This window comes from Microvirga massiliensis (genome assembly GCF_001006805.1).
Lineage (GTDB): Bacteria > Pseudomonadota > Alphaproteobacteria > Rhizobiales > Beijerinckiaceae > Microvirga > Microvirga massiliensis.
This window is the reverse complement of record NZ_LN811359.1, coordinates 343622-365180: the sequence shown is the minus strand read 5'-3', so window position 1 is coordinate 365180 and position 21559 is coordinate 343622. Positions and strand designations below refer to the sequence as shown.

The window sequence follows — 21559 nt, the reverse complement described above, 5'->3', positions numbered from 1 at the left end:
ACCCTTCTCGCAATCGTTCATGTGTAAACCGTCGCCCAGTCTGCTACTACTTTTGGATTCCTCTGCCTCTACGTGAGAATCGACTACTGTGATCTGGGGTGGATGGGCTTTGCCATCGGCACCCAAGGAAAGTCCCTATAGAACGTGAACCGACTCCCCTCCCCACAGATGATCAGGTTCCATCCAGCGACGATGATCGTCGTGAGTTCCTGAAGAGGTGTGGGAAATTTGGTGTCACGGTGCCGCCCGCCGTCACCATGCTGCTGTCCACGTCGCTGACCTCGGAGGCCATTGCCGTATCGGGGGCAACGGGAGCAGCAACAGCAACGGGAAGGCCCACGCGACGGGACGCGGAAGAGGCCGCGGGCCGAAGTAGTCTTCGTGCGCCGTCGGGGCTGCCTGTCTCGACGGCCAGTGACCTCTACTCTTTCCGCTCGGCCTGAACCGACCGAGCGGTCCTCTTCGGTAGGAGTTCGGATGAACATTTCCAGGGAGGTAACAATGAACAGACGCGCATTTTTGGCGACAACGGCGGCTGCCGCGGCGGCCGTAACCATGAAAGCGGCCTCGGCGGAAACCGTAACGCCATTCGGCCAAACGGGCGCTCCAACCCCGCCAACCGCTCCGCTGCCCTTAGGACCACTACCCGGGAGCCGCTATCCGGATTCACACCTGGAGTCTCTCAAAAAGCCCCAGGTTTCGTTCGGACCTAGCGGTTTCCCGGCTTTCGCCGGCACCATGGCGGTCGAGCGCGTCGCAACCGGGTTCCGCTGGGCCGAGGGTCCGGTTTACTTCCCGGCTGGCCGCTACGTGCTGTTCAGCGACATTCCCAACAACCGCATCATGCGTTTTTCGGAGGATGACGGTCACGTCAGCGTATTCCGCCAACCGTCGATGAACTCGAACGGCAACACGATCGACCGCGAAGGACGCCTGATCACTTGCGAACATAGCGGCCGACGGGTCACCCGGACCGAACTCGATGGCTCGATCACGATTATCGCCGACAAGTATAATGGCAAGAAGCTCAACTCGCCGAATGACGCGGTCGTCGCGGCCGACGGTTCGATCTGGTTCAGCGATCCCGCCTACGGGATTGGCGGCTATTACGAGGGCATCAAGGCCGAGCCCGAGCAGGAGAAGCACAACGTCTACCGGGTGGATCCGAAATCCGGTGACATCAAGGTGGTCGTCGATGACTTCGTGGAGCCGAACGGCCTTTGCTTCTCGCCTGACGAGAAGAAGCTCTATATCTGCGATACCGGCTTCACGGATGGGCCGGACAACCCGTCGCATATTCGCGTGTTCGACGTGGATCTCGGGGCCGGAAAGCTTTCGAACAGCAAGGTCTTTGCGGAAATGCCCAAGCCCAGCATTACCGACGGGGTGCGCTGCGACACTGCCGGGCGCCTTTGGTGCTCCGTCGGTTGGGGCGATCCCAACGAGGACGGCGTGCGCTGCTACACTCCAGACGGCGATCTGCTCGGAAAGATCCACATACCGGAAACTGTCGCCAACATGTGCTTCGGCGGTCAGCAACGAAATAGACTTTACATCTGCGGCTCAACATCGCTCTACGCAGTTTACACGAGTGCGCAGGGCGCTCTGAAGCCATGACGGCTCCGAGACATCAGCCGTGACTTAATCGGGCCTGTCGAAAACACTTCTGGAGGTCGCAGGAGGGGCTGGTCCGGCCTCGTTTTCAGACTTTGTAAACCTGAGGAAGTCCGAAGCAGACTTCCTCGACCGCATCCACGCGATCGGCCGGGCCCGTCGCAAACTCTGTTGATGGTCATGAAGTGGGCTGGACCGGCCCGGTTTTCAGGCTTCATTAACTTTTTGAAGTCCGAAGCAGGCCGCAAGGGGGCCTGTCGCAAAGTTTGCAAATGGCCGTGGCGTTGGCGGGATGAGACCGGATTTCCCGGGGACCACACGAGGGCAACCCAGTCCGGCGACCAATCCAATCCGACCACCTTTTCACCTGCTCACAAACTTTGCGACAGGCCCTTCCAGGTCGAGCGCGTCTCTCTCGCCAGCGACGGCACGGAAGGAAACGGCTTCAGCGGCGAACCCGCGATTTCGGCCAGTGACCGCTACGTGACCTTCGAGAGCAACGCCTCGAATCTCGTCCCGGACGATACCAACGGCGTCTTAGATATCTTCCTGGCTTCAGCGGGTCATTGGCTGGCATAGGAGCTCAGGCTTACCAAGATCTCTGACCCAGCCAGTGCGCCCTTGCACACACCTTCAGCAGGGTGGATCAGAAGCCCACCCTGGACTTGGTGTTTCTCACCATGTTGCAGCTCCAGATCGCATACTGCTCCGGACGCGTGGACAGGTGATGCCGGTAGACCTCGACGACGCGCCGTCCCGCTGCGCCTCTCGTCGGCTTGGTCCCGTTGGTAGGCGGGCCATAGCGCGGGCCGGGCAGCGACACGGTCATCGACCAGTGCCACCGTCCGTCCTGGGGACCGCCCTGGATCAGATGCACGTTGCCGATCGTCTTGTCGCCTGTCCCCATGTGAAAGCGCGGGAAGCGCACCTGCGGATCGAAGGCCATGAAGGTATTTGGCCCGTAGCCGGCGTCGGGATACACGTCGGCGGTTCGCTTCCAGTAGATCGACATCAGACGGTGTCGTAATCCGCATCCGTCGGCCATTGCGTCTCCTGCAGGATCCGCTCTGCCTGTTTGAGCGCCTCCCGAGCGGCCGCGAGCACCGCACGTTCGCGATGGACGTCGGAATCGGCCTCGCGCACGTTCATGATGCTGCCCTCGAAATGCTCCAGCGCCTCGAGGGCCTTCCAGACCTGTGCCTGACGCGATCGGTTGCGGTCCCCGCCAGGCGGATCTTCTCGGCTGATGTCATCGTATCCGCCTGTATCAACTGGCGGCGCACGTCGCTGTCTTCGCGCATGATCGGGTGGGCCGCCATCTCTCCGGAGCCTCGCCAAGGCGGCTTCCTGTGGGCCGTAGGGCTCAGTGGACTGGGACGGCCGGCCGATTCTTAACTTGCTTATAAGCACCACGCTCGCGCTTGGGAGCGCTTGGGTGAAGCGCGCCGTCCTCCTCGCCGGTGCGCGTCCCACCCTTCGAGTCGTCAAGCACATCCGCATCGCGCATCATCGCCTCAATGGCGTTCCGCTCGTCATTGGGTAGCATTGGAGTCCCTAGTCAGCAGCCGCGGCGATGATCACGCGCTGATCGTAGCACTCCGGAGCATCTCGAGCCTGATCACTTGGCTGTCGACTGCAGAACGTTGAGCGGGTGGCGGTCGGGACAGCGAGAGGACAGTCCCCTCAGACGATTCTGGAAGGCGGCGCCTGTCGTCGCGTGGACATCGTCGTGCCGCCGGCGACGAGAGTCTCCACGATGTGGTTCGTTTCCGCTCGGTTCCACCCTTGCGCCCGACCGTCCCGGACCTACGCACCAGCGCGCCTGCGAGCGCTGTTCAGGCAGCTTCCCGTGAGTGCCGCTCGCCCTCGCAGAGTGCGAGTGCCGTGGCGGCGAGCATCACGCCCATGCCGAGCCCCTCCGGCCAGCCGAAGGCCTCGTGCGCAAAGACGACGCCCACGGCAACCGCCACGACCGGGCTCACGAAGGCATAGAGCCCGGCCCGGAAGGCGCCCCAGTCGCGCACCAGCCAGAGATAGATCGAGAAGGCCCCGAGCGAGCCCCCGAGCACGAGCACGCTCAAGCCCAGCAGCACGCGTCCGTCGGCGAGGGCTGCAAAGCCTGCCGGATCGTAGCCCTCCACCAGGATCGACACGAGCGCGAGGCCGAGTGCGCCGAGGCTGGTCTCCCAGAAGGCCAGTGCCAGGGGATGCATCGCCTGCATCAGGGGCCGGCTGACCACCGCGCCCCAGGCATAGCTCAAGGTGCCTGCCGCGACCGCACCGAGGCCCAGGGCCGCGCCGTCCTGCGCCGGGCCCGTGCGCCCGGAGAAGAGCAGAACTAGGCCGGCAACGCCGAGCCCGATCGCTCCGAGGCGGCGCACCGTGATCGGCTCCTGCCCGTAGAGCGCGCCGACGAGGATTACGAAGATCGGCAGCAGCGCGAGGTTGACGATCGCCGACAAGCCGCTCGGGGCGCGCGCCACGCCCCAGAACACGAGCGCATAGCAGCCCGTGGTGATGAGGAGCGCGGCCCAGATGACGCGGATCGGCTGCTCCAACCGGAGTGGCAAGCCTTTCGCGAGCACGACCGCGAGATAGCAGAGGCCGGCGAGCACGAAGCGCACCACCGCCAGGAAGATCGGCGGCACAGCCTCGGCAGCGAGCTTCATGGGCCACCAGGTCAGGCCCCAGATCAGGGCCATCACGGCGAAGGCCGCAAGCCGTCCCGCCCCGGCGCCATGCCGCTCCGCCATCGTTATCTCCCACCCGTCCGCCGTGCCATGCTATCCTAGTGGGCGATGAGGCACCGGGAAGGCGCACCGCGGTTCGGGAGAAGCTGATTGTTCAATGTCCGGACCAGCTCGCGCAGTGGCGCTGAGCCGACTGCTACTGAGCGATGTCACACACTGAATGCCTGGGGCCGTACCGTTTTGGCTTTCAGGTCCTGACTTCAAATGGAAGTTCTAAGCTGAAAATTTGCAGCATGTTTCCGACTAAGGACTTCGCAATACCGGCCACTTTTTCGAGCTAAGAACTTCAATTTCAACCGTTTTTTCTCATGGCTTCAATGGCAGCTAGGGCTTATGCCAGGTCGCATCCAGGGGACGCGCTCCTTCGGGTAATATTAAAGCCTCTAGCGGTGAGCATGTTATCAACACGATCTTCAATTTGCAGGTGATCCTCCTCGTCAATGAACCCGACAACGTTGGTGCGGAAGCATCTTACCGCGCGGGGTGGTGGCAGTCTTGTCGGCGTCCGAAAGTAACCCTCGCAGTGTGCCGGGCGCCGCCTTCATTTTCTTCAGGCGGCTGAAAGATGAAATGAATGGTCCCGCCGAAGTCCGCCGACTGCGCGCAGGCGCGAGCGGCCGCAAGGAGTATCGCTGTGTGTCCGTCGTCGCCGCAAGCGTGCATCTAGCCAGGCGTCGTGGGCTTATAGGGTGGGTCGCCGATCTCCTGGACCCGTAGCGCATCCACGTCGGCCCTGCTGCCAATGCCGTGCCGGGACGAGCCACGAGACAACGTGTTGACGACCCGTGCCGCCAAGCTCTGTGGATACCTTGAGCCCGAAGAACGCGAGATTTTGTGTGACGAACCTGGCGGTCCGATGCGCCTCGAGCGCGGGTTCCGGGTGGCGGTGCAGGTCGTCTCGCCAGACTACCGCCTCGGTGAGTTCGTCCGCATTCACGAAATGCTTCTCCCTGTACTATTGTCTTGAACCCGGTCCTGGGCGGAACCACCCAGGACCGACCAGTTGCGCCTTACTGCACCGGCATCTTCACGGATTGGTCGAGAAAGTCGTTCGTGTAGATGGACGCAGCATCGAAAGACTGTTCCAAGCCGAAGTAGGACTTGACCATCTCGTGATCGCTCTTCACCCGTTCCGGGTTGAAGGCGCCGAGTGCCACGGTGGTAGTGGTGGGATCCCGCATCAACTCCTTGATTCGGTTCCACTGGTCTCGCTGGTTCGCCTCGTCGAGCCCGCTGACGGTCGCCATGAGGGCCTTGAGGCAAGGCCCCACATCCTGCACGCAGGCGGCGAACGCCTTTTGGCTCACCTGCGTGAAAGCCTTTACCAAATCGCGGTTCTTCTGCAGGAAATCGCCGTTGACAATGATCGAGTTGCCGTACGGATTGATGCCAACGTTGCGCCAGGCGAGAAAGCCGAGATCGCCGCCGAACTCGCGGACCTTGAGGTCATGCTCGTTGTAGAAGTCGCTCGTAATGTCGATGGCCTTGCTCTTGAGCGACGGCATCTTGGCCTGCGGGCTCACGTTGACGAAGCTGACCGACGCCGGATCGATGCCGACCTGCTTGGCGAAGGCCGGCCACATCACGCGTGAGGCGTCACCTGGAGGGTTGCCGATCTTCTTGCCGGGAAAGTCCTTCGGGCCAGTAATGCCGCTGCTCTTCAACCAGTAAAAACCCTGCGGGGAATTCGCATAGACGGCCATAACCGCCACGAGGTTCGCCCCCTTGCCACGGGCAAGGAGCGAGGTTGCAAGATCTGAGATGCCGATTTCGGAAGTGCCGGCGCCCACGCGTTGCGCGGAGACGCCCGAGCCTTTTCCGGTCTCGATGGTGAGATCGATTCCGACCTGCTCATACCAGCCTTGAGCCTTAGCGTAATAGTATGGGGAATGATCGGCGGTGGGCACCCAGTTGAGCACGAGGTTCACCTTTTCCGCGGCGGATGCGGCGCCGGGAGCCATCAGCGTCGCCACGAGAGCGGCAATGGACGCAAACTTCGTCATGTTGATAGCCTCTCCATCCTGTCGACCCATCCTGGCGCCGACCTGTGAGAAAAGACTAGCCTTAACGACGAACTCCGATCAACTAGTTGGTTGACGAAGCAGAAGATGAGACCTTCGATGGCAGACGATTTGGGCAACCAGTCCCGGGCAGGCGAGCGACAGACGCGGCGAAACCCAGAAGGATCTCGCCGCGCGCTGCTGGAGGCGGCGATCGCCGAGTTCGCCAGCAAGGGCCGGGCTGGGGCCCGAGTGGACGAGATCGCTCGCCGCGCGGGCGTCAACAAACAGCTCGTCTATCATTATTTCGGCAACAAGGATGATCTGTTCCGGGCGGCCCTCGAAGAGGTCTACGGGCAGATCCGGACGCGTGAACGGGCGCTCAATCTGGCTAAACTGCCTCCCACCAAGGCCATGGAAAGGCTGGTCACCTTCTCGTTCGACTACCTTCTCCACCACCCTGAATTCATTGCGCTTCTAAGCGACGAGAACCGCTACGGCGCGTTCCACCTGAATGGCTCGCCCAAGGTGCAGTCGATGCACTCGCCGCTCGTCGAGCTCATCCGCGAGTCCCTCGACCGCGGCGTGCGCGAGGGCGTGTTCCGCAAGGACCTCGACCCAATCGACCTCTACATCTCGATCGCTGCGCTGTCGTACTTTTTCTTCTCGAACAACCGCACGTTGTCGGCGATCTTCAGCAAGGATCTCGGCAGTCCGAAGGCGGTGGCGGTGCGGCGCAAACACGTCGTGAAGTTCGCGCTATCGGCCCTGCGACCAGACGCCACTTGAAGCCTGGCCACATTTTTTTCAACCAACCAGGTGGTTGATTGATCGCGACCGCCTGCGGTAGCGTCTAGGCATCATGATGTGCCGGGAGACCCCATGAGCAGCAGCCTGGACGCCATCGAAACCCGCGCCTCGCCGCCGATCGCCGCCGAGAATGCCGCAACATATCGGCGGTGGCTCATCATCGCGGCAGTGCACATCGGCGTCGTGGTGCTCTGGGAGGTCCTGGTCACCATCTTCCCAGTGCCATCCTTCGTCCTGCCCGCGCCCTCTGCAATTCTCGCTTCCCTCGCCAAGCCGACCTATGGCTGGCTCGACAACACCTTCGTGACGGGTCTCGAGATTTTCGGCGGCTACGCGCTCGCCGTCGTGGTGGGCGTGGTGCTGGCTCTCCTGTTCTCGTGGTCGCGGCTTCTGACGCTGCTCGTATTTCCGCTGCTCGTCACTCTGAACATGATTCCGAAGGTGGCCCTCGGACCGCTCGTCATCGTCTGGTTCAGCTATGGGATCGGCACCAACATCCTGATTACTTTCACGCTCTGCCTTTTCCCGATCCTGCTCACCACGGTACGCGGGCTCAACGAGGTCGAGCCCGACATTCTCGACCTGGTGCGTTCGCTGAAGGGCTCCCGATGGCAGGCCTTCCGCTACATCCAGCTGCCCGGCTCCCTCCCATACATCTTCGCCGGGATGAAGGTGGCGGCCATTCTGGCCGTGGCCGGTGCGGTTGTAGGTGAGTTCATCGCGTCGGAGCGCGGCCTCGGCTACCTGATGATCCAGGTCCAAGCCTCCCTGGATACGCCGGCCATGTTCATGGCGGTCGTCCTGCTCACGCTCCTCGGCATCGGCCTTTATTTGTCGGTGCTGCTGATGGAGCACCTTCTGGTCACCAAAGACGCGAGGATGAAATGACTGTTTGGCTCAACGAGGCGCCCCTTCCCGCTAGGCTCGACCGATCGGAGGAGGTTGACGCCTTCATGGCGACCCCGACGAGCGCCCTCGTGGCAGACCTTGCGGCGATCGACGGCGACATCATGGTGCTGGGGGTTGGCGGCAAGATGGGCCCGACGCTGGCGCGGCTCGCCCGAAATGCCGCTTCTGACAAGAGGGTGATTGGCGTTGCCCGCTTCAGCGAGCCAGGCCTGCGCCAGGAGCTCGAGGCGAACGGCGTCGAGGCGGTCCCGTGCGACCTGACCGACCGGGCGGCCGTCGAGGCGCTTCCGCGTGCCAAGAACGTAATCTTCATGGCCGGCCGTAAGTTCGGGGCGCAAGGCAATCAAGCCCTCACCTGGGCCATGAACGTGCACGTGCCCGGAATTGTCGCGGAGACCTTCCGCGACTCCCGTATAGTCGCCTTCTCGACCGCTTGCGTCTATCCATTCGTTGGGATTGGCAGCCAGGGCGCCACTGAGGACAGCGTACTGAATCCGCCCGGGGAATACGCATTCTCGTGCATTGGACGCGAGCGCATCTTCGAGCACTTCTCCAATCTCTACGGAACACCAGGCCGGATTTTCCGTCTGAGCTATGCCATCGATCTTAGGTACGGCGTCCTGTTCGACGTGGCCCGGAAGGTTCGTGACGACGAGCCAGTGGACGTCACCATGGGTCACGTGAACGTCATCTGGCAGGGCGACGCGAATGCGCAGGCCCTCCGGTGTTTGCGGCACGCCACGACCCCGACAAGCCCCATCAACGTGTCGGGACCGGAAACAACCTCAATTCGCTGGCTCGCCAAAGCGTTTGGCAACCGCCTCGGCAAGGTGCCGCAGATCGTTGGTACGGAGGCGCCCACCGCTTGGCTCGTCAACACGGCGGAAGCGTCCGGCATCTTCGGTTACCCGACGGTGCCTCTCGCCCGCATGATCGACTGGGTTGCGCATTGGGTCGCGAATGACAAGCCGAACCTCGGAAAGCCGACACATTTTGAGGTTCGCGATGGCACTTACTGATGCGGTCCGGCCGGCGCCGCTCGACCAAAGCCATCTCGCCGACTGTCTGGCTTTGTCGGTCGAAGCTGGCTGGAACCAGACGGCCGACGACTGGCTGCTCTTCCTCGAGCGCGGCACGGTCTTCGGCATCCTTGAGGACGGGCGGCCGGTCGCGACCGGCGCCGTCCTGCCCTACGCGGACGGCTTCGCGTGGATCAGCATGGTACTGGTGACGCAAGCCCGCAGGGAGCAGCGCCTCGGAACGCAAATCCTCACTTCATGCCTTGAGCACTTGGACCGTCGGGGGCTGGTTCCGGTACTCGACGCGACGCCTGCGGGCGAACGGGTTTACCGCCCGTTGGGCTTCGAACCGATTTTCGGCCTCACCCGCTGGCAGGGGCGTGGTGAGAAGGCCGTACCAGACAGTGCCCGCGCGATGGCGGCCAGCGACCTACCTACAGTGACTGCAATGGATGCAGAAGCCTTTGGGGCGAACCGGTCCTTCCTGCTCGGAAGCCTATTCCGCCGGGTTCCGCAGTACGCTTTCGTCACGCACGATCACACCGGCTTCGTTCTCGCCCGGCCCGGCCGGCTCGCGACGCAGATCGGACCGGTCGTCGCTGCCAGTCAGGCGGTCGCAGCCCGCCTCCTTGAGGCGGCGATCGGCTCCATTAAAGGCCCGATTTTTCTGGATCTCGCTGACCGCTGGACTGCCCTATCGGCAATCCTGGAGCAGCGCGGCTTCACGGTGCAGCGGTCGTTTCTGCGCATGGCGCGCCGCCGCGCTTTGCCATTCGGCAACCCGCAGCACCTCTTCGTCGCTGCCGGACCCGAACTCGGATAACTGCTTCTCGCAAGGGGACGCCTCGCATGGCTTTGCACCATTCTCAACTCGCGGCCGAGATTCTCGACCTTCTGCGCAAGGGCTGCGCGATCCCAGCCCATCCCCTCGCCCTCGATTCTGAGCGGCGGTTTGACCGCCGCCGCCAGCGAGCGCTCACCCGCTACTACTTGGATGCCGGCGTGGGCGGGCTCGCGGTCGGGGTTCACACGACGCAGTTCGCGATCCGGGACATCGGCCTTTATGAGCCTGTCCTCGCCGCCGCGGTGGAAGACAGCCGTGCCTGGACGGACCGACCGCTGGTAATGGTGGCGGGCGTGTGCGGCAGGACCGAGCAGGCGATTACGGAGGCGCGCACGGCAGTCGGGCTTGGCTACCATGCGGGCCTTCTCAGCCTCTCGGCTTTCAAGGGCGCGAGCAGCGACACCATCATCGAGCATTGCGAGCGCATCGCCGAGGAGATCCCATTGGTCGGCTTCTATCTTCAGCCGGCGGTGGGCGGAATGACGCTCGATGCCGCGTTCTGGGAGCGCTTCGCAGCCATCGATAACGTGGTCGCCATTAAGGTTGCACCATTCCATCGCTATCGCACCTTGGACGTGATCCGCGGACTTGTCGCAGCGCGGGCGGAGGAGCGGGTAACCCTCTACACCGGCAATGACGATCATATCGTGCTAGACCTGACGACACCCTTTACCGTCATTCGGGACGGAGTGCCCGTGACGGTACGCTTCCGGGGCGGACTTCTCGGTCATTGGTCGGTGTGGACTCGCAATGCGGTCAGGATGCTGGCGAGACTCCAGGAGGCTGTTGCGGCCGGGCCGATCCCGCAGGAGATACTCGCCCTCGACTCCCGTGTCACCGACTGCAACGCGGTGTTCTTCGATGTGGCGAACGATTTCCACGGCTGCATCGCCGGCTGCCACGAGGTTTTGCGGCGGCAGGGGCTCCTCGAGGGCACCTGGTGCATCGACCGCAACGAGGGGCTGAGCCCCGGCCAGGCAGAGGAAATCGACCGGGTCAGCCGCGAGCACGCGGACCTCTCGGATGACGCATTCGTGGCCGCAAACCTGGAGCGGTGGCTGTCATGAGCGCGACCTCGGTCTTGATCGAGCGCAACACCGCACCCGAGCCGATGATCCGACTCAAAGGCGTCCGGAAAGCCTACCGGTCGGGCGGGCGGGAATCGATTGCCATCTCCAACGTTACCATGGACGTCGCGGAGGGCGATCTCGTTTCCCTTGTGGGCCCGAGTGGCTGCGGCAAGAGCACCCTCATGAGGATTCTCGCCGATCTGCACCAGGCCGACGAGGGCGAGGTCCGGATCGGCAACAGCGCATCGGCCTTTGTAGCGGGGCGGGATATCGGCATGGTGTTCCAGCAGGCACTCCTGCTGAAATGGCGCACCGTCCTACAGAACGTCATGCTGCCGGCCGAGATCCTAGGGCTGCCCCGCCGGGAATCCGAAGTGCGCGCCCGTGATCTCCTGGCGATGGTCGGACTAGCGGGCTCCGAGGACAAATACCCATACGAACTCTCCGGAGGCATGCAACAGCGGGCCTCCATCGCTCGCGCTCTCGTGCACGACCCAAAGCTCATCCTCATGGACGAGCCCTTTGGCGCCCTCGATGCCCTCACGCGCGAGAAGATGAACCTGGAGATGCTGCGGATCTGGCAACAGAGCCGGAAGACGATCATCTTCGTCACCCACTCAATTCAGGAGGCGGTATTCCTCGGCTCGCACTGCGCGGTACTGACCGCCGGTCCTGCCCGCATGGCCGACTACTTCGAGATCGACCTGCCGTTCCCGCGGACTCTCGACGTCAAAACCACCGAGGCGTTCGGCGTCTATACGAAAAGGATTTATCGCTTGCTCGGGATGGACTGATCTCCAAGAAGCACGACGCAAGCGTCGGTCCCTCTCCAGTCTTTCAGGGACAGCTTACACACGTTCAACCGCCGGCCCTCCCGCAGTAATTTTTCCCTGAAAAGATTCGTACCCTCACAGAGCGCGCTAAACGGTCTACAGACCCGACGCTCCTCAGATGCTTTGTGCTCAGTGGGGCTGAGATGGCGCCGGTAGCCGAGATGCCCACACCAAAGTTCTCGCCGACCAGCCGCACTTCGCCCGCGAGTTCAGGCGCACCTTCGGGGCACCTGCTTCCCCGGGGCTGTCAACGGTGCGTCCGCGGTCGGGGAGGGCGGCTCCTACGCGATAGCCGAGGGTTGAAATGGCAAGCCCGCCTGTAAGGACAGTTCAAGCGGGTAGCGCTGGGCATGATTACGCCAGCCATACGCACCTCACCCTGGGCTGGCACCTTGCTACAACGGTCGCAGGGCAGGAGAGACCAGAGATCTTCCTGGCCGCAAGTGATGGAGGGGCCGTGCCGTGCACCCGTCACTACGCGGTAAGCGCGGCGGGGACCCGGTTCGGTGATGAAATCAGCCGGTGATGAAATCCCCCGCGTCCACGCCGCCGCCGTATGGCCAAGGTTCCACCGCCTCGGCCTTGAGCGCCTTGACACAACCGACGGGGTGCTCCGGATGAACACCGAGCAGCCGTTAGATTGGCCTGGGACGGCGATGTTGGCGTGCTCAGCAACCTTCTGGAGAGGATCCTCATTTCGCTCGTCAACTCAGCTTTGCAGAGAGTTCCAGCCGCATCGCTGCCTCCCGTAGCCGTCTATCACGGGTCCACAGCAAGGTGCCCGGCGTGAGTTTTGCCGCTGTCAGCAGGTGGGCGTCGACATAGCCGATCCCGGTGTTGAAGAGTTTCTCCCGCTCGATGTACAGCAGGACTTCATTGTCATTGGCTACGATGGTCTTTGGCAGGTCGCGCAAGGAAGTCAGAACAGTACTGCGTTGGCGCAGGCTGCCGAGGGCAATCTCGCCAATCACAAAGGGGTGCGCCAGCACGCGTCCGTTCTCTAGCAGGCCAGCCAAGGCGGCATCGCCACCCTTGAGATGATCGATCCAGACCGAGGTATCGACGAGGATCACCGGGCGTCAGCCCGCCTGCGCGGGACCGGCTTGAGATCAGGTTCACTGCCACCCAGGCGGGCCAGCCGGCGGGCACTCTCCCGCTCGACAAGGGCTTTCAACGCTTCGCGCACCAAGGCCGACTTCTCCTGGAGGCCGGTGAGCGCCTGGGCCTTTGCGACGAGCTCGTCATCCAGGGCAATCGTCGTTCTCATCCGGGCAGCCTCCTTGTAGAGGCACGTTAGATAGCATCAAATGATGACGATCCAAATGTCGGCCGCAGCCCTTAGCCGGTGGGGCGCCTTGCTTTGCATCTGGGTTCCAGCCTCGTGGTCCGGAGCTGCCGTTGCGTAATAAGGCCAAGCGTTGCTATACGACGCTCGGCGCTGGGGAGAATGCCACAAGGGGAGAGTATCCATGGCGTGGTGGGCCATGCTCATCATTCTCGTGCTCGGCGGATGGACCTATCTGTCGGACGACCCTGTTCCCATCCTGAGAACGATAGCCGAACTCGGCGGAATCCTCGGCCTCTTCGCCTTGGTGTGTGCGTCGGAAACCTGGACCTGATCAGGTCGAGGCGTGAGGCGTAGAGCTACTCCAGCGGCCCCGAAGCGCTTGCTAATGGACAGGCTCGTCCTTACCTGAGCCTCACCCCGTGGTCCGAGCCCCTCTGGCGAGCGCAGCCGGCGCTCTCGCGATGTCGGACCCTGCCCGACATCCTCGCCGGCTTCTGGGCAGGCCGCCCCAAGCAGGACCTCATCGCTGCCCTGGTCGCGTTCTTCATCATCGACCCCGTTCAGGCCGAAATCGCTGAAAGGCTCGCGGCCGCCCGTGCGCCGCAAGCCATCGTGACGGACGTGGCGACGTGTGCGCGGGCGGCGGCGCCGCTCATTGTAAATCGTGCGCTCAACGATCCGGTATGGGCCGTTGGGACGACGTTCGAGCTTTGGGTCGGCTCGTCGAGGCCCGATGCTGTGCTCCTCGAGCTTTCTCCGTCGTGCGCTCCTGCAGTGCGGGCCGCGAGTCCGTTCCTGGAACAGGAGACCTGATCACAGGGATCGAAGCCATCCATCGTTTCCAGGCGTTTTGCCATGAAGTCGACGGAGTCGCCGGCCCCCGCCTCAGGCAGCTTTGGCGGTTTTGTCTGTTGGATGTTGGCTCCGGAAGCCGATCGCGATCCGGTTCCAGACATTGATGGTCCCGATCAGCAGGGTGAGCTTGACGATCTCCTCCTCGGTGAAGTGGCGGCGCAGTTCCTGATAGTCCGCGTCCGGAGCATGGATCTCGGCCACCAGGGTCAGCGCTTCCGTCCAGGCCAGCGCGGCCCGCTCGCGCGGAGTGTAGAGTGATGACTCCCGCCAAGCTGACAGCAGATAGAGCCGCTCCTCGCTTTCTCCGGCGGCACGCGCGTCGCGTGTGTGCATGTGGATGCAGTAGGCGCATCCATTGATCTGGGAGGCACGGATTTTGACCAGATCAATCAGGCTCATCTCGAGCCCGCTGGTCTTCACGGCGTTCTCGAGTGCCAGCATGGGCTTCATCATGGCAGGGGCGACCGCGAAGGGATCGAGGCGAGGCTGCATCAAGCGTTCTCCTGGGTTGAATAACTGTCACGGGATAGAGACGACGCAGCTCTGTCGTTCGTGACCTGCCGCGATCGTCTTTCGTCGAACGAAATCAGGGGTGGAGTGATATGCGTCAGAAATCTTTGCCTGCGCCGTGTCACTGCCCGTCAAAGGTCGTGAGCTCGGTGTCGTTCGTGTCGACCACGGAGATGGCGAGGAGCTTTGCGGGCTCGGTGGTGCTGGCGTTCTCGCTGATCGTGTGATGCGCCCCGGGCCGTTCGGACCAGCTTTCGCCGGCCCGGAAGACCTGCACCGGCCCATCATCCACCTGACTGCGGATTGCTCCTGACAGCACATAGGCCGTGACGAAGGCCGAACGCGCGTGACGATGCGGCGGCGTCTTCCCACCCGGGGGGATAGCTGACCACCACGGCAACGATGCTCTTGCCCGGAATGTTCGGGATCGCTTCGCGGAAGGCCGGGGTGACGGTGCCGCGCGGTGCAGACTGCGCCAGGGCCGCGCCTGAAACAAGGGTGAGTGCCGCGATCGCTGCCATCACGCCGAAAGACTTCGATTGGGCGAGCCTTGGGAGTTGGTTGTTGAGTCCTGGGTTGGGCGTTACGTCTGTGAAGGGATCGAGGCGAGGCTGCATCAGGTATTCTCTCGTTGAGCTGCATTCAGGAGACAAAGACGACACAGCCCGATCGATTGTGACATGCGTGGCCGCCTTTCTTTGATGGCGCGTTCCATGCCTTCCTGGTTGATGCGCTTGGCTATCGGTTCATTAGGCCATCGTGCAACGCACGCACCGGAACCGATCTCGGCGAAACCCAATAGCGCAAAGGAGTGCCCAGGCACGCCCAACAAACCTTGCACGCTCTTCGCCCCGATCATGCCGGCTCGACGCATCTCTCGAACCGAGCTCGCGCGAGCGACGCAGCAATCTCCGCAACATAGTGCCCCTGAAAGCGCGCACCATCGAGCTCGTTCGTGCTCGGCGGGCGGTAACTGCCGTCATCCTTCACGGCGAGCGTGGTTGCCCCATACGGCGAGCCGCCAGTGATCTCGTCCATGCGGGTCTGCCCCTTGAAGGTGTAGGGCAGGCCGACGACTACCATGCCGAGGTGCATCAGAGAGGCATGCAGCGAGAGCAGCGTGTGCTCCTGCCCGCCATGCTGGCTTTCGCTCGACGTAAATGCGCTACCGACCCGGCCGACCAGCGCATTACGGGCCCAGAGGCCGCCGCAGCGGTCGAGAAAGTCCTTCATCGGTGAGGCCATGTTGCCGAACCGGGTGGGAGTCCCGAAAATGATGGCGTCATAGTCGACGAGCTCGCTCACAGAGGCGGCCGGGGTGTCGTCGGCTGGATGCCCAGCCGTCACCGCCGCGTCGGTCAGTTCGGGAACGCGCCGCACGGTCACGGAAGCGCCGGCCTCCCCGGCACCGTCGGCGGCCGCGGCCGCCATCGCCGCAATGTGCCCGTAGGCCGAGTAGTAAAGCACGAGAACTTTCGTCATCGACAGGTTCCGGTCAGTGAGGGCGAGGGAGCTATGGGGCGCGTCGATCACCGCGCGTAAACGATAGCGGCGGGCCGGTGCGCCTGCTGGGCGCGCTGGCTCAGCCAGACGCTGGCCAGCACGAGGCCCACGCCGGCGAACTGGACCGCGGTCAGGTGCTGGGACAGAACCCACCAGCCGAGAATGACTGCCGACACGGGGCTGAGAAGACCGAGCGGGGCGACCGCGGATGGCTCCAGCCGGGCGATTCCGCGAAACCAGAGGATGTAAGTGAGCGCCGCTCCGATCAGGCCGAGATAGGCAAAGCCGAGAACGTTGGGTCCCGTAAGCGCGGGCAAGGGCGGCTCCAGGCACAGCGCCGCCGGGAGCAGCAGGAGGCCGCCCGCCGTCAATTGCCAGGCCGTGAAGGTCAAGGGCGAGACCGGCGGCTGCCAGCGCCGGCTGAGCACCGTTCCGGCCGCCATCGAGACTGCGCCCATCAAGCCCGCCGCAACCCCGAGCGGATCGAGCGCGGCCTGCGGCGTCAGGATCAGGAGCGCCACCCCGGCCATGCCAGCGAGCGCGGCGACAACGGACAGGACACGAATGGTCGAGCCCAGCACGAGGTGGGCCAGGATGACCACGATCAGCGGCTGGATGGCGCCGACCGTTGCGGCCATGCCGCCCGGCAGGCGGTAGGCGGAGATGAACAGCATCCACCAGAAGAGCGAGAAGTTGAGCGCGCCGAGCACGAAGGCCCTGGCCCACCAGATCCCGGCCGGCAGTCGGCGCACCACCAGCAGCAGCAGGAGGCCTGCCGGAAGCGCCCGCAGCATCGCCACGGTCAGGGGATAGCCGTCAGGCAGGAACTGCGTGGTGACCAGGTAGGTGCTGCCCCAGATCGCCGGCGCGATCGCGGTCAGCAGCAGGTCGGCTTGGCGGGCCATGGGCGGCATCCCCAATTATCTTGAGGTCAAGATAACCGGAGATGTCTTGACGTCAAGATAGTTCCGTGGCGAACGTGGGAACATGGATCGCATCGATAACATTCTGGCCCAGTGGCACCGGGAGCGGCCCGACCTCGACGTCGCGCCGATGGGCCTGATCGGCCGCCTCAGGCAGGTCTCGCGCCATCTCGGGCGCGAGATGGAGAAGACCTTCGCCGCGCACGGGCTGAATGCCGCGAGCTTTGACGTTCTGGCCACCCTGCGCCGCTCCGGGCCGCCCTATGCCCTTTCGCCCGGGGACCTGATGGCCATGACCATGGTGACCTCCGGCACGATGACCAATCGGATCGACCAACTCGGGAAAGCGGGCCTGGTTGAACGCCGGCTGAACCCCCAGGACGCACGCAGCGTCATCATCGCTCTGACCGAGAGGGGCTTTGCGGTCATCGATGCAGCGGTCACCGCGCATGTCGAGACCCAGGCGCGTCTGGTTGCGCTGATCTCCAAGGATGATTGTGCCGCGCTCGAGCGGCTGCTCCGCACCTATCTGGCAGGGCTCGAAGCGGAGTCGCGTAACAGCGCATCACCCTTCTGATGAGCTATCGCGGTTGGTTCCCCCACGCATCGATTGATGTCCGAATGGAAAGCCTCACGACAGGTTGATGCCCTATGAGGAAATCATTGGGTGCAACCGCGTGTGGGATTTTGGAATGCATTTATGGATCACGAAGCTCGGGCTGGTCACGGGTATTTCTGCTGCGGCGATCGGTTCGTCTTGGGCTGCTCAGCCTTTGATGGCGTCTCGATCTCCTCTGGTTCAACAACAGGGCGCGAGCGACCCGCAGTGTGATCGTCGAAACTTCCGGATCGTGATCGATGTCGGGCACAGCGCTAAGTCGCCGGGAGCCATGAGCGCCCGTGGCGTCGCGGAGTATCGCTTCAACACGCTCCTGGCCGACGCCGTGGCCGAGACCTTGAAGCGCGATGGCTTTCAGGCCGTGACCGTTGTCACGAACCAGGGGGCTGGCCGGGCCGATCTCGTGACCCGCAATGCTCGGGCGAATGCCGCAAAGCCCGACGCCTTCCTGTCCCTGCATCACGACGCGGTTCAGAAGAAATATCTGGAGAAGTGGACGACCGAATTCGGGGTCGAGCAGAGCTACAGCGATCGCTTCTCGGGCTACTCTGTCTTCGTGTCGAACAAGAACGAGTTCCCGGGTGAGAGTGTCAAACTCGCCGAGCTGCTCGGGGCAGAGCTAATGGCGCGCGGACTAAGCTTCACACGACACCATGCCGAAGACATTCCCGGTGAGCGGCATCCCTGGGTGAACTCCGCTCTCGGCGTTTACCGGACCGACAACCTCATCGTCCTGAAGGGCACCAAGGCGCCGGCGGCCCTCCTCGAGGCCGGCGTGATCGTCAACCGCTCCGAAGAGCTGCAACTGGCTTCTCCGCGGCGGCGCGCGGTCATGGCGGAGGCTGTCTCGAGCGCGATGGCGAAGTTCTGCGCCGCCCGGACCGTGAGTGCGAGCCGGTAGCTCGGCCGACGTAGTGCCGCACTATCGGGGCATACGAAGCTTCGGCTATTCGGAGTTTGGTGTGGAGGTCGCTTGAGCATGCTTTCTGAGGAGGTGTCCGGCCCACTGGATTAGGGCACCCGAACCTTCACATCACTGACCCGGTTTGCTGCCTTGGCAAGACGCTGGTCAAAGCTGACGAAGGCTGTGCATCCTGCAGCTTTCACCAAATGCAGCGCATCCGCGAAATCAAGTCCCTTGGCCATCCACGCAAGAGCCGTTGCCGCCAGGGGGGCGTCCTCCAGCGTAACCTGTGGCAGACCCGCAAAGGCGCTCAACGCGGTTCCGATCTGCGCCGGGGTATAGCCATAGGCACTGCGTAACACCCACTCGGTCTCCAAAAGAACCGTCGTGCAGACGAAAACGTCCGCACGGTCTATTAGAGCTCTGGCTTTCGGCGATTGCTCAGGGTGATCTCCAGTCAGATACCGGACGATCAGGTTGGTATCAATCGCGAGCATGGCGCCGTTTTGCTTCGGCGACGATGCTGGCTTCCATCTCCTCGATGGTCTTGGCAGCGCCTGTGTATGGCAGCGATCCGTAGACGTCTTCTGGCCGGGTCTCGGCAAACAGAGGGGCGGCCTTCAGGAGCACACCTTCGGGCGTCTCCTCCACCACGAGCCGGGTTCCCGCGTCCCAGTTCCGGTGCTGCCTGATCGATTTGGGCAAGATAACCTGGCCTTTCGTGGAGACGACGGTTGTGAGTCGCTCTGGTCTTGCCACGGTAAATCCCTGCCAAACGAGGTAAGACGATGGTAAGATATGCGTTCTGCGGTTCTAATTCAAGTGGAAGGCAGTAGCCTTGCACCTCATGGAGCAGGGACCGTTCGGTCCCACATCGAAATCCGGATAGCAGAAATCCCGCGGTCGCGATGCAGATGGTCTTCAAGAGGCGAGGGGCTCTAGGGGTGCCATTTCAAGACCGATAGATCTCGGCCAGGTGCAACCGTGCTGCGATTGAGGGTAGGGCTACGACGCCATCGGCGCCCTCAATCTTCTCGGGCCTCTCCGGCCATCTATTCGCGTCTTTGGTCCAAACGAAAGCCCGCGGCTCTTTCTGATCGAACACGACATACTGGCAGAGACTGTCCCGCTTTTTGTAGTGCGCCAGCTTCTGAACATGGTGCTCGTAATCCGTGCTCCGAGAGAGGACCTCAATCACGACGATTGGCTGCGTGGTCGACTGCTCGTCGCCGGCCGTGCTTTGCCGATCAACGAGCACGTCCGGATACAGGATCGTGCCTTTGCCGGAACCCGGCCGGATCCGCACCCCAAAGTCGCCTTTGTTGACGTCGTAGACCTTCTCGTCGGCCTGGGAATAGAGAAGTGCGAAGGTCCGTTTGGCCACCCTTTCATGGTCACGGGTGGCGCCGGCCTGCATCAGGACTTCGCCCCGCAGCAACTCGTAGCGCCCTTCCTGGTTCTCTGCCCAGGCGAGGAACTGGTCCTCCGACATTCGCAAAGGCCTGCGCTGGTTCCGCTGCATCGTCATCTCCCCAAGGCCAGCAGAGTGGGTACCACCCACAAACTCAGCTTCAGCCTCCTCGAGGCTGTACACGATCCATTGGAACTGCACGGGGGGCTAGGCGGCGTAGGAGCGATCGAGAATGCCGAGAACCTCGGGCTTGCCCTCCGGGGTTCGCCGCCAGAGCACACGCTTCGAGCCAAGCCGGGCCACGAAGCGCCCCTCCGATATTTCCTGCAAGGTTTCTGCCTTCAGGCGTTCCGGATCGGCGAACAGCCGGTCAAGGTCGGCCTTCTCCGATTCCGGGAGGAGTTCCACCTGCAGGCGGGCAGAGTATTGGACCTCGTAGCTCGACCTGTCCATATCGTGCCTGTGTCAGTTCCTACCACTCCTCAATAAAGCGGCTGTTTGTGGCTTCGTCAGGGTGGGGATGGGGTAGACCACGCCGCACTCCGAAGGTGCAGGGATGCGCTGCAGCCGCTTCTCGGGATGCAAACTGCCCGTCCGGAAAGGCGGCCTACGCGGGTTCGCAGTCGTCGAGGTCGTCTTCGTTGAAGACCACCTCTGGGATCTTGTACGGTGGGCCCTCGAACCAGCCTTCCTGCTCGGCCTCGGCCTGCGTGAGCCGCCGCGTCCGCGGGTGACCGTCCTCGATCACCGGGAGCTCGACTGGGTCGATGCGGATCGCGACGATGGTCCGCTGCCCGATGTCGGTGCAGCGCCACCGGTTGCCGCTCGAGGTCCGGAACTCGTGGCCGACACGGAACTCCGCGTGCTTCATGGTCCCGCATTGTAATCCTCTGGCGGCACCTGCCAAGCGAGCCGGAGGACCTCGGGGCCTCTAATCGGTAATGAGAATGGCCTTGCGCGACCATTCATGCGCGACGATGGCGCGCATCAGGCAATCCGCGCAATCGGCCCGGCTGATCCGGCCGCCGTGAACGCCGGTCAGATCGGTCAGCACGCGATAGTGGCCCGTGCGCGGACCATTGGTGAGGAGGGTCGGGCGGATGATGGTCCAATCGAGGCCCGATGACTTCAGGATCGCCTCTTGCCGGTCCTTGTCGGCGTAGACGGCTCCGATGATCAGCGGCAGCCCAATCCAGTCGTAGAGAAAACCACCGTGACCGCGGCTCTCGCCGGCCCCGATGCCGGTGATCGCGACCAAGCGGCTCACGCCCATAGCCTTCATGGCGGCGATGGTGCGTTCGGTGCCTTGCGAGAAGACCGTCACGGTCCGAAGAGCCGTGGGGCCGAGCGTCTTCACGCCGAGACACCAGGCGACCGCGTCGGCACCCTGGACACCGCGCTCGGCCGCTCCGGGATCGAGAATCGAGCCCTTGACCGGGACCATATCGGAGGCAGGTTCAAGCTTCATGCTGCGCGAGGTAGCGACGATCTGATGCCCGGCCGCTCTGGCCTGATTGACGAGTTCGGCGCCAATACCGTGGCTTGCCCCAATGACCGTTATTCGCATCGGTGGCCCCTACGATCCCAGCTGGACGAACCAAGCGCCGCGTTGCGCGGTCGATCCACTTCAAATGAGGTGGGTGTTGCTTCCGCTCCTTCAACCGCAGCGCGCCCGCTCGTGTAGCGCTGGAGACCGG

General features: G+C 63.1%; 27 protein-coding genes and 2 pseudogenes. 12 read left to right on the top strand and 17 right to left on the bottom strand.

Features of this window, described 5'->3' with window-relative positions; translation table 11 throughout:
* Positions 1-137: 137 nt before the first annotated feature.
* The 3 genes and pseudogenes from BN1233_RS51210 to BN1233_RS27860 form a co-directional block, all read left to right on the top strand.
* Positions 138-318, top strand: a pseudogene (locus tag BN1233_RS51210) (hypothetical protein); the annotation flags it as partial.
* A gap of 183 nt (positions 319-501) precedes the next feature.
* Positions 502-1617 (top strand): SMP-30/gluconolactonase/LRE family protein, encoded by a 1116-nt coding sequence (locus BN1233_RS27865; protein ID WP_244471037.1) that lies wholly within the window; start codon positions 502-504, stop codon positions 1615-1617.
* Between the two features lie 168 nt (positions 1618-1785).
* Positions 1786-2193, top strand: coding sequence for a hypothetical protein (locus BN1233_RS27860; RefSeq protein ID WP_147707591.1), 408 nt, complete (start codon positions 1786-1788; stop codon positions 2191-2193).
* A 67-nt stretch (positions 2194-2260) separates the two neighbouring features.
* Here the strand turns inward: BN1233_RS27860 and BN1233_RS27855 are convergent, their stop codons facing one another.
* The 5 genes from BN1233_RS27855 to BN1233_RS27835 all read right to left on the bottom strand — a co-directional run bounded on the left by BN1233_RS27855 (position 2261) and on the right by BN1233_RS27835 (position 6367).
* Positions 2261-2626 (bottom strand): hypothetical protein, encoded by a 366-nt coding sequence (locus BN1233_RS27855; RefSeq protein WP_046866868.1) that lies wholly within the window; start codon positions 2624-2626, stop codon positions 2261-2263.
* On the bottom strand, positions 2626-2952 hold the full coding sequence (locus BN1233_RS47350; protein ID WP_048710216.1) for a hypothetical protein: 327 nt from the start codon (positions 2950-2952) through the stop codon (positions 2626-2628). The genes BN1233_RS27855 and BN1233_RS47350 overlap by 1 nt, the downstream gene beginning before the upstream one ends.
* 497 nt (positions 2953-3449) lie before the next feature.
* Positions 3450-4367, bottom strand: coding sequence for a DMT family transporter (locus BN1233_RS27845; protein WP_046866866.1), 918 nt, complete (start codon positions 4365-4367; stop codon positions 3450-3452).
* A gap of 468 nt (positions 4368-4835) precedes the next feature.
* Entirely contained in the window at positions 4836-5027 is a 192-nt protein-coding gene (locus BN1233_RS49920) for a M20/M25/M40 family metallo-hydrolase (RefSeq protein ID WP_074078368.1), read from the bottom strand.
* Positions 5028-5374: 347 nt separating this feature from the next.
* The gene (locus BN1233_RS27835; RefSeq protein WP_046866864.1) at positions 5375-6367 is read right to left on the bottom strand and encodes an ABC transporter substrate-binding protein; all 993 of its coding nucleotides are present in this window, start codon (positions 6365-6367) and stop codon (positions 5375-5377) included.
* A gap of 117 nt (positions 6368-6484) precedes the next feature.
* Here BN1233_RS27835 and BN1233_RS27830 point away from each other — a divergent pair, with 117 nt between their 5' ends.
* The 6 genes from BN1233_RS27830 (at position 6485) to BN1233_RS27805 (ending at position 11810) form a co-directional block, all read left to right on the top strand.
* On the top strand, positions 6485-7153 hold the full coding sequence (locus BN1233_RS27830; protein ID WP_046866863.1) for a TetR/AcrR family transcriptional regulator: 669 nt from the start codon (positions 6485-6487) through the stop codon (positions 7151-7153).
* A gap of 138 nt (positions 7154-7291) precedes the next feature.
* Complete coding sequence (locus tag BN1233_RS27825) at positions 7292-8062, top strand: ABC transporter permease (RefSeq protein WP_046866959.1); 771 nt, start codon at positions 7292-7294, stop codon at positions 8060-8062.
* On the top strand, positions 8059-9102 hold the full coding sequence (locus BN1233_RS27820) for an NAD-dependent epimerase/dehydratase family protein (protein ID WP_046866862.1): 1044 nt from the start codon (positions 8059-8061) through the stop codon (positions 9100-9102). The genes BN1233_RS27825 and BN1233_RS27820 overlap by 4 nt, the downstream gene beginning before the upstream one ends.
* Entirely contained in the window at positions 9089-9925 is an 837-nt protein-coding gene (locus tag BN1233_RS27815; RefSeq protein ID WP_048710219.1) for a GNAT family N-acetyltransferase, read from the top strand. Before BN1233_RS27820 ends, BN1233_RS27815 begins: the two co-directional genes overlap by 14 nt.
* 32 nt (positions 9926-9957) lie before the next feature.
* A complete protein-coding gene (locus BN1233_RS27810) occupies positions 9958-11013 on the top strand; it encodes a dihydrodipicolinate synthase family protein (protein WP_046866957.1) in 1056 nt (351 codons plus the stop codon).
* On the top strand, positions 11010-11810 hold the full coding sequence (locus tag BN1233_RS27805; protein ID WP_046866861.1) for an ABC transporter ATP-binding protein: 801 nt from the start codon (positions 11010-11012) through the stop codon (positions 11808-11810). The genes BN1233_RS27810 and BN1233_RS27805 overlap by 4 nt, the downstream gene beginning before the upstream one ends.
* A gap of 743 nt (positions 11811-12553) precedes the next feature.
* Here BN1233_RS27805 and BN1233_RS27800 read toward each other — a convergent pair.
* Both BN1233_RS27800 and BN1233_RS27795 read right to left on the bottom strand, forming a co-directional pair.
* On the bottom strand, positions 12554-12922 hold the full coding sequence (locus BN1233_RS27800; RefSeq protein WP_046866860.1) for a type II toxin-antitoxin system VapC family toxin: 369 nt from the start codon (positions 12920-12922) through the stop codon (positions 12554-12556).
* Positions 12919-13116, bottom strand: coding sequence for a type II toxin-antitoxin system VapB family antitoxin (locus BN1233_RS27795; RefSeq protein ID WP_046866859.1), 198 nt, complete (start codon positions 13114-13116; stop codon positions 12919-12921). The genes BN1233_RS27800 and BN1233_RS27795 overlap by 4 nt, the downstream gene beginning before the upstream one ends.
* Before the next feature lie 202 nt (positions 13117-13318).
* On the opposite strand from BN1233_RS27795, the gene BN1233_RS47340 reads away from it, so the two are divergent.
* On the top strand, positions 13319-13468 hold the full coding sequence (locus BN1233_RS47340) for a hypothetical protein (protein WP_154678300.1): 150 nt from the start codon (positions 13319-13321) through the stop codon (positions 13466-13468).
* 554 nt (positions 13469-14022) lie between these two features.
* On the opposite strand, the gene BN1233_RS27785 is transcribed toward BN1233_RS47340, so the two are convergent.
* The 4 genes and pseudogenes from BN1233_RS27785 to BN1233_RS27770 all read right to left on the bottom strand — a co-directional run bounded on the left by BN1233_RS27785 (position 14023) and on the right by BN1233_RS27770 (position 16910).
* Positions 14023-14484 carry a carboxymuconolactone decarboxylase family protein gene (locus tag BN1233_RS27785; protein WP_046866857.1) on the bottom strand — a complete coding sequence of 154 codons (462 nt, stop codon included), beginning with the start codon at positions 14482-14484 and terminating at the stop codon, positions 14023-14025.
* A 139-nt stretch (positions 14485-14623) separates the two neighbouring features.
* Positions 14624-15023: pseudogene (locus BN1233_RS27780) on the bottom strand (cupin domain-containing protein).
* Between the two features lie 334 nt (positions 15024-15357).
* A complete protein-coding gene (gene wrbA, locus BN1233_RS27775) occupies positions 15358-15984 on the bottom strand; it encodes an NAD(P)H:quinone oxidoreductase (protein WP_046866956.1) in 627 nt (208 codons plus the stop codon).
* 47 nt (positions 15985-16031) lie between these two features.
* Entirely contained in the window at positions 16032-16910 is an 879-nt protein-coding gene (locus BN1233_RS27770) for an EamA family transporter (RefSeq protein WP_046866856.1), read from the bottom strand.
* Between the two features lie 82 nt (positions 16911-16992).
* Here BN1233_RS27770 and BN1233_RS27765 point away from each other — a divergent pair, with 82 nt between their 5' ends.
* Both BN1233_RS27765 and BN1233_RS27760 read left to right on the top strand, forming a co-directional pair.
* On the top strand, positions 16993-17505 hold the full coding sequence (locus BN1233_RS27765) for a MarR family winged helix-turn-helix transcriptional regulator (RefSeq protein ID WP_046866855.1): 513 nt from the start codon (positions 16993-16995) through the stop codon (positions 17503-17505).
* A gap of 67 nt (positions 17506-17572) precedes the next feature.
* Positions 17573-18448, top strand: coding sequence for an N-acetylmuramoyl-L-alanine amidase (locus tag BN1233_RS27760; protein WP_048710222.1), 876 nt, complete (start codon positions 17573-17575; stop codon positions 18446-18448).
* A gap of 110 nt (positions 18449-18558) precedes the next feature.
* Here the strand turns inward: BN1233_RS27760 and BN1233_RS27755 are convergent, their stop codons facing one another.
* From BN1233_RS27755 to BN1233_RS27730, 6 genes are all read right to left on the bottom strand, one after another.
* Positions 18559-18948: a type II toxin-antitoxin system VapC family toxin gene (locus BN1233_RS27755; RefSeq protein ID WP_046866854.1), complete on the bottom strand. Its 390-nt coding sequence runs from the start codon at positions 18946-18948 to the stop codon at positions 18559-18561.
* Positions 18935-19210, bottom strand: coding sequence for an AbrB/MazE/SpoVT family DNA-binding domain-containing protein (locus BN1233_RS27750; protein WP_046866853.1), 276 nt, complete (start codon positions 19208-19210; stop codon positions 18935-18937). The genes BN1233_RS27755 and BN1233_RS27750 overlap by 14 nt, the downstream gene beginning before the upstream one ends.
* A gap of 193 nt (positions 19211-19403) precedes the next feature.
* The gene (locus BN1233_RS27745; protein WP_187144385.1) at positions 19404-19973 is read right to left on the bottom strand and encodes a Uma2 family endonuclease; all 570 of its coding nucleotides are present in this window, start codon (positions 19971-19973) and stop codon (positions 19404-19406) included.
* Positions 19974-20069: 96 nt separating this feature from the next.
* Entirely contained in the window at positions 20070-20315 is a 246-nt protein-coding gene (locus tag BN1233_RS27740; protein ID WP_046866851.1) for a hypothetical protein, read from the bottom strand.
* 154 nt (positions 20316-20469) lie between these two features.
* A complete protein-coding gene (locus tag BN1233_RS27735) occupies positions 20470-20733 on the bottom strand; it encodes a hypothetical protein (protein ID WP_046866850.1) in 264 nt (87 codons plus the stop codon).
* A gap of 60 nt (positions 20734-20793) precedes the next feature.
* Entirely contained in the window at positions 20794-21429 is a 636-nt protein-coding gene (locus BN1233_RS27730; RefSeq protein ID WP_046866849.1) for an NAD(P)-dependent oxidoreductase, read from the bottom strand.
* Positions 21430-21559 lie beyond the last annotated feature (130 nt).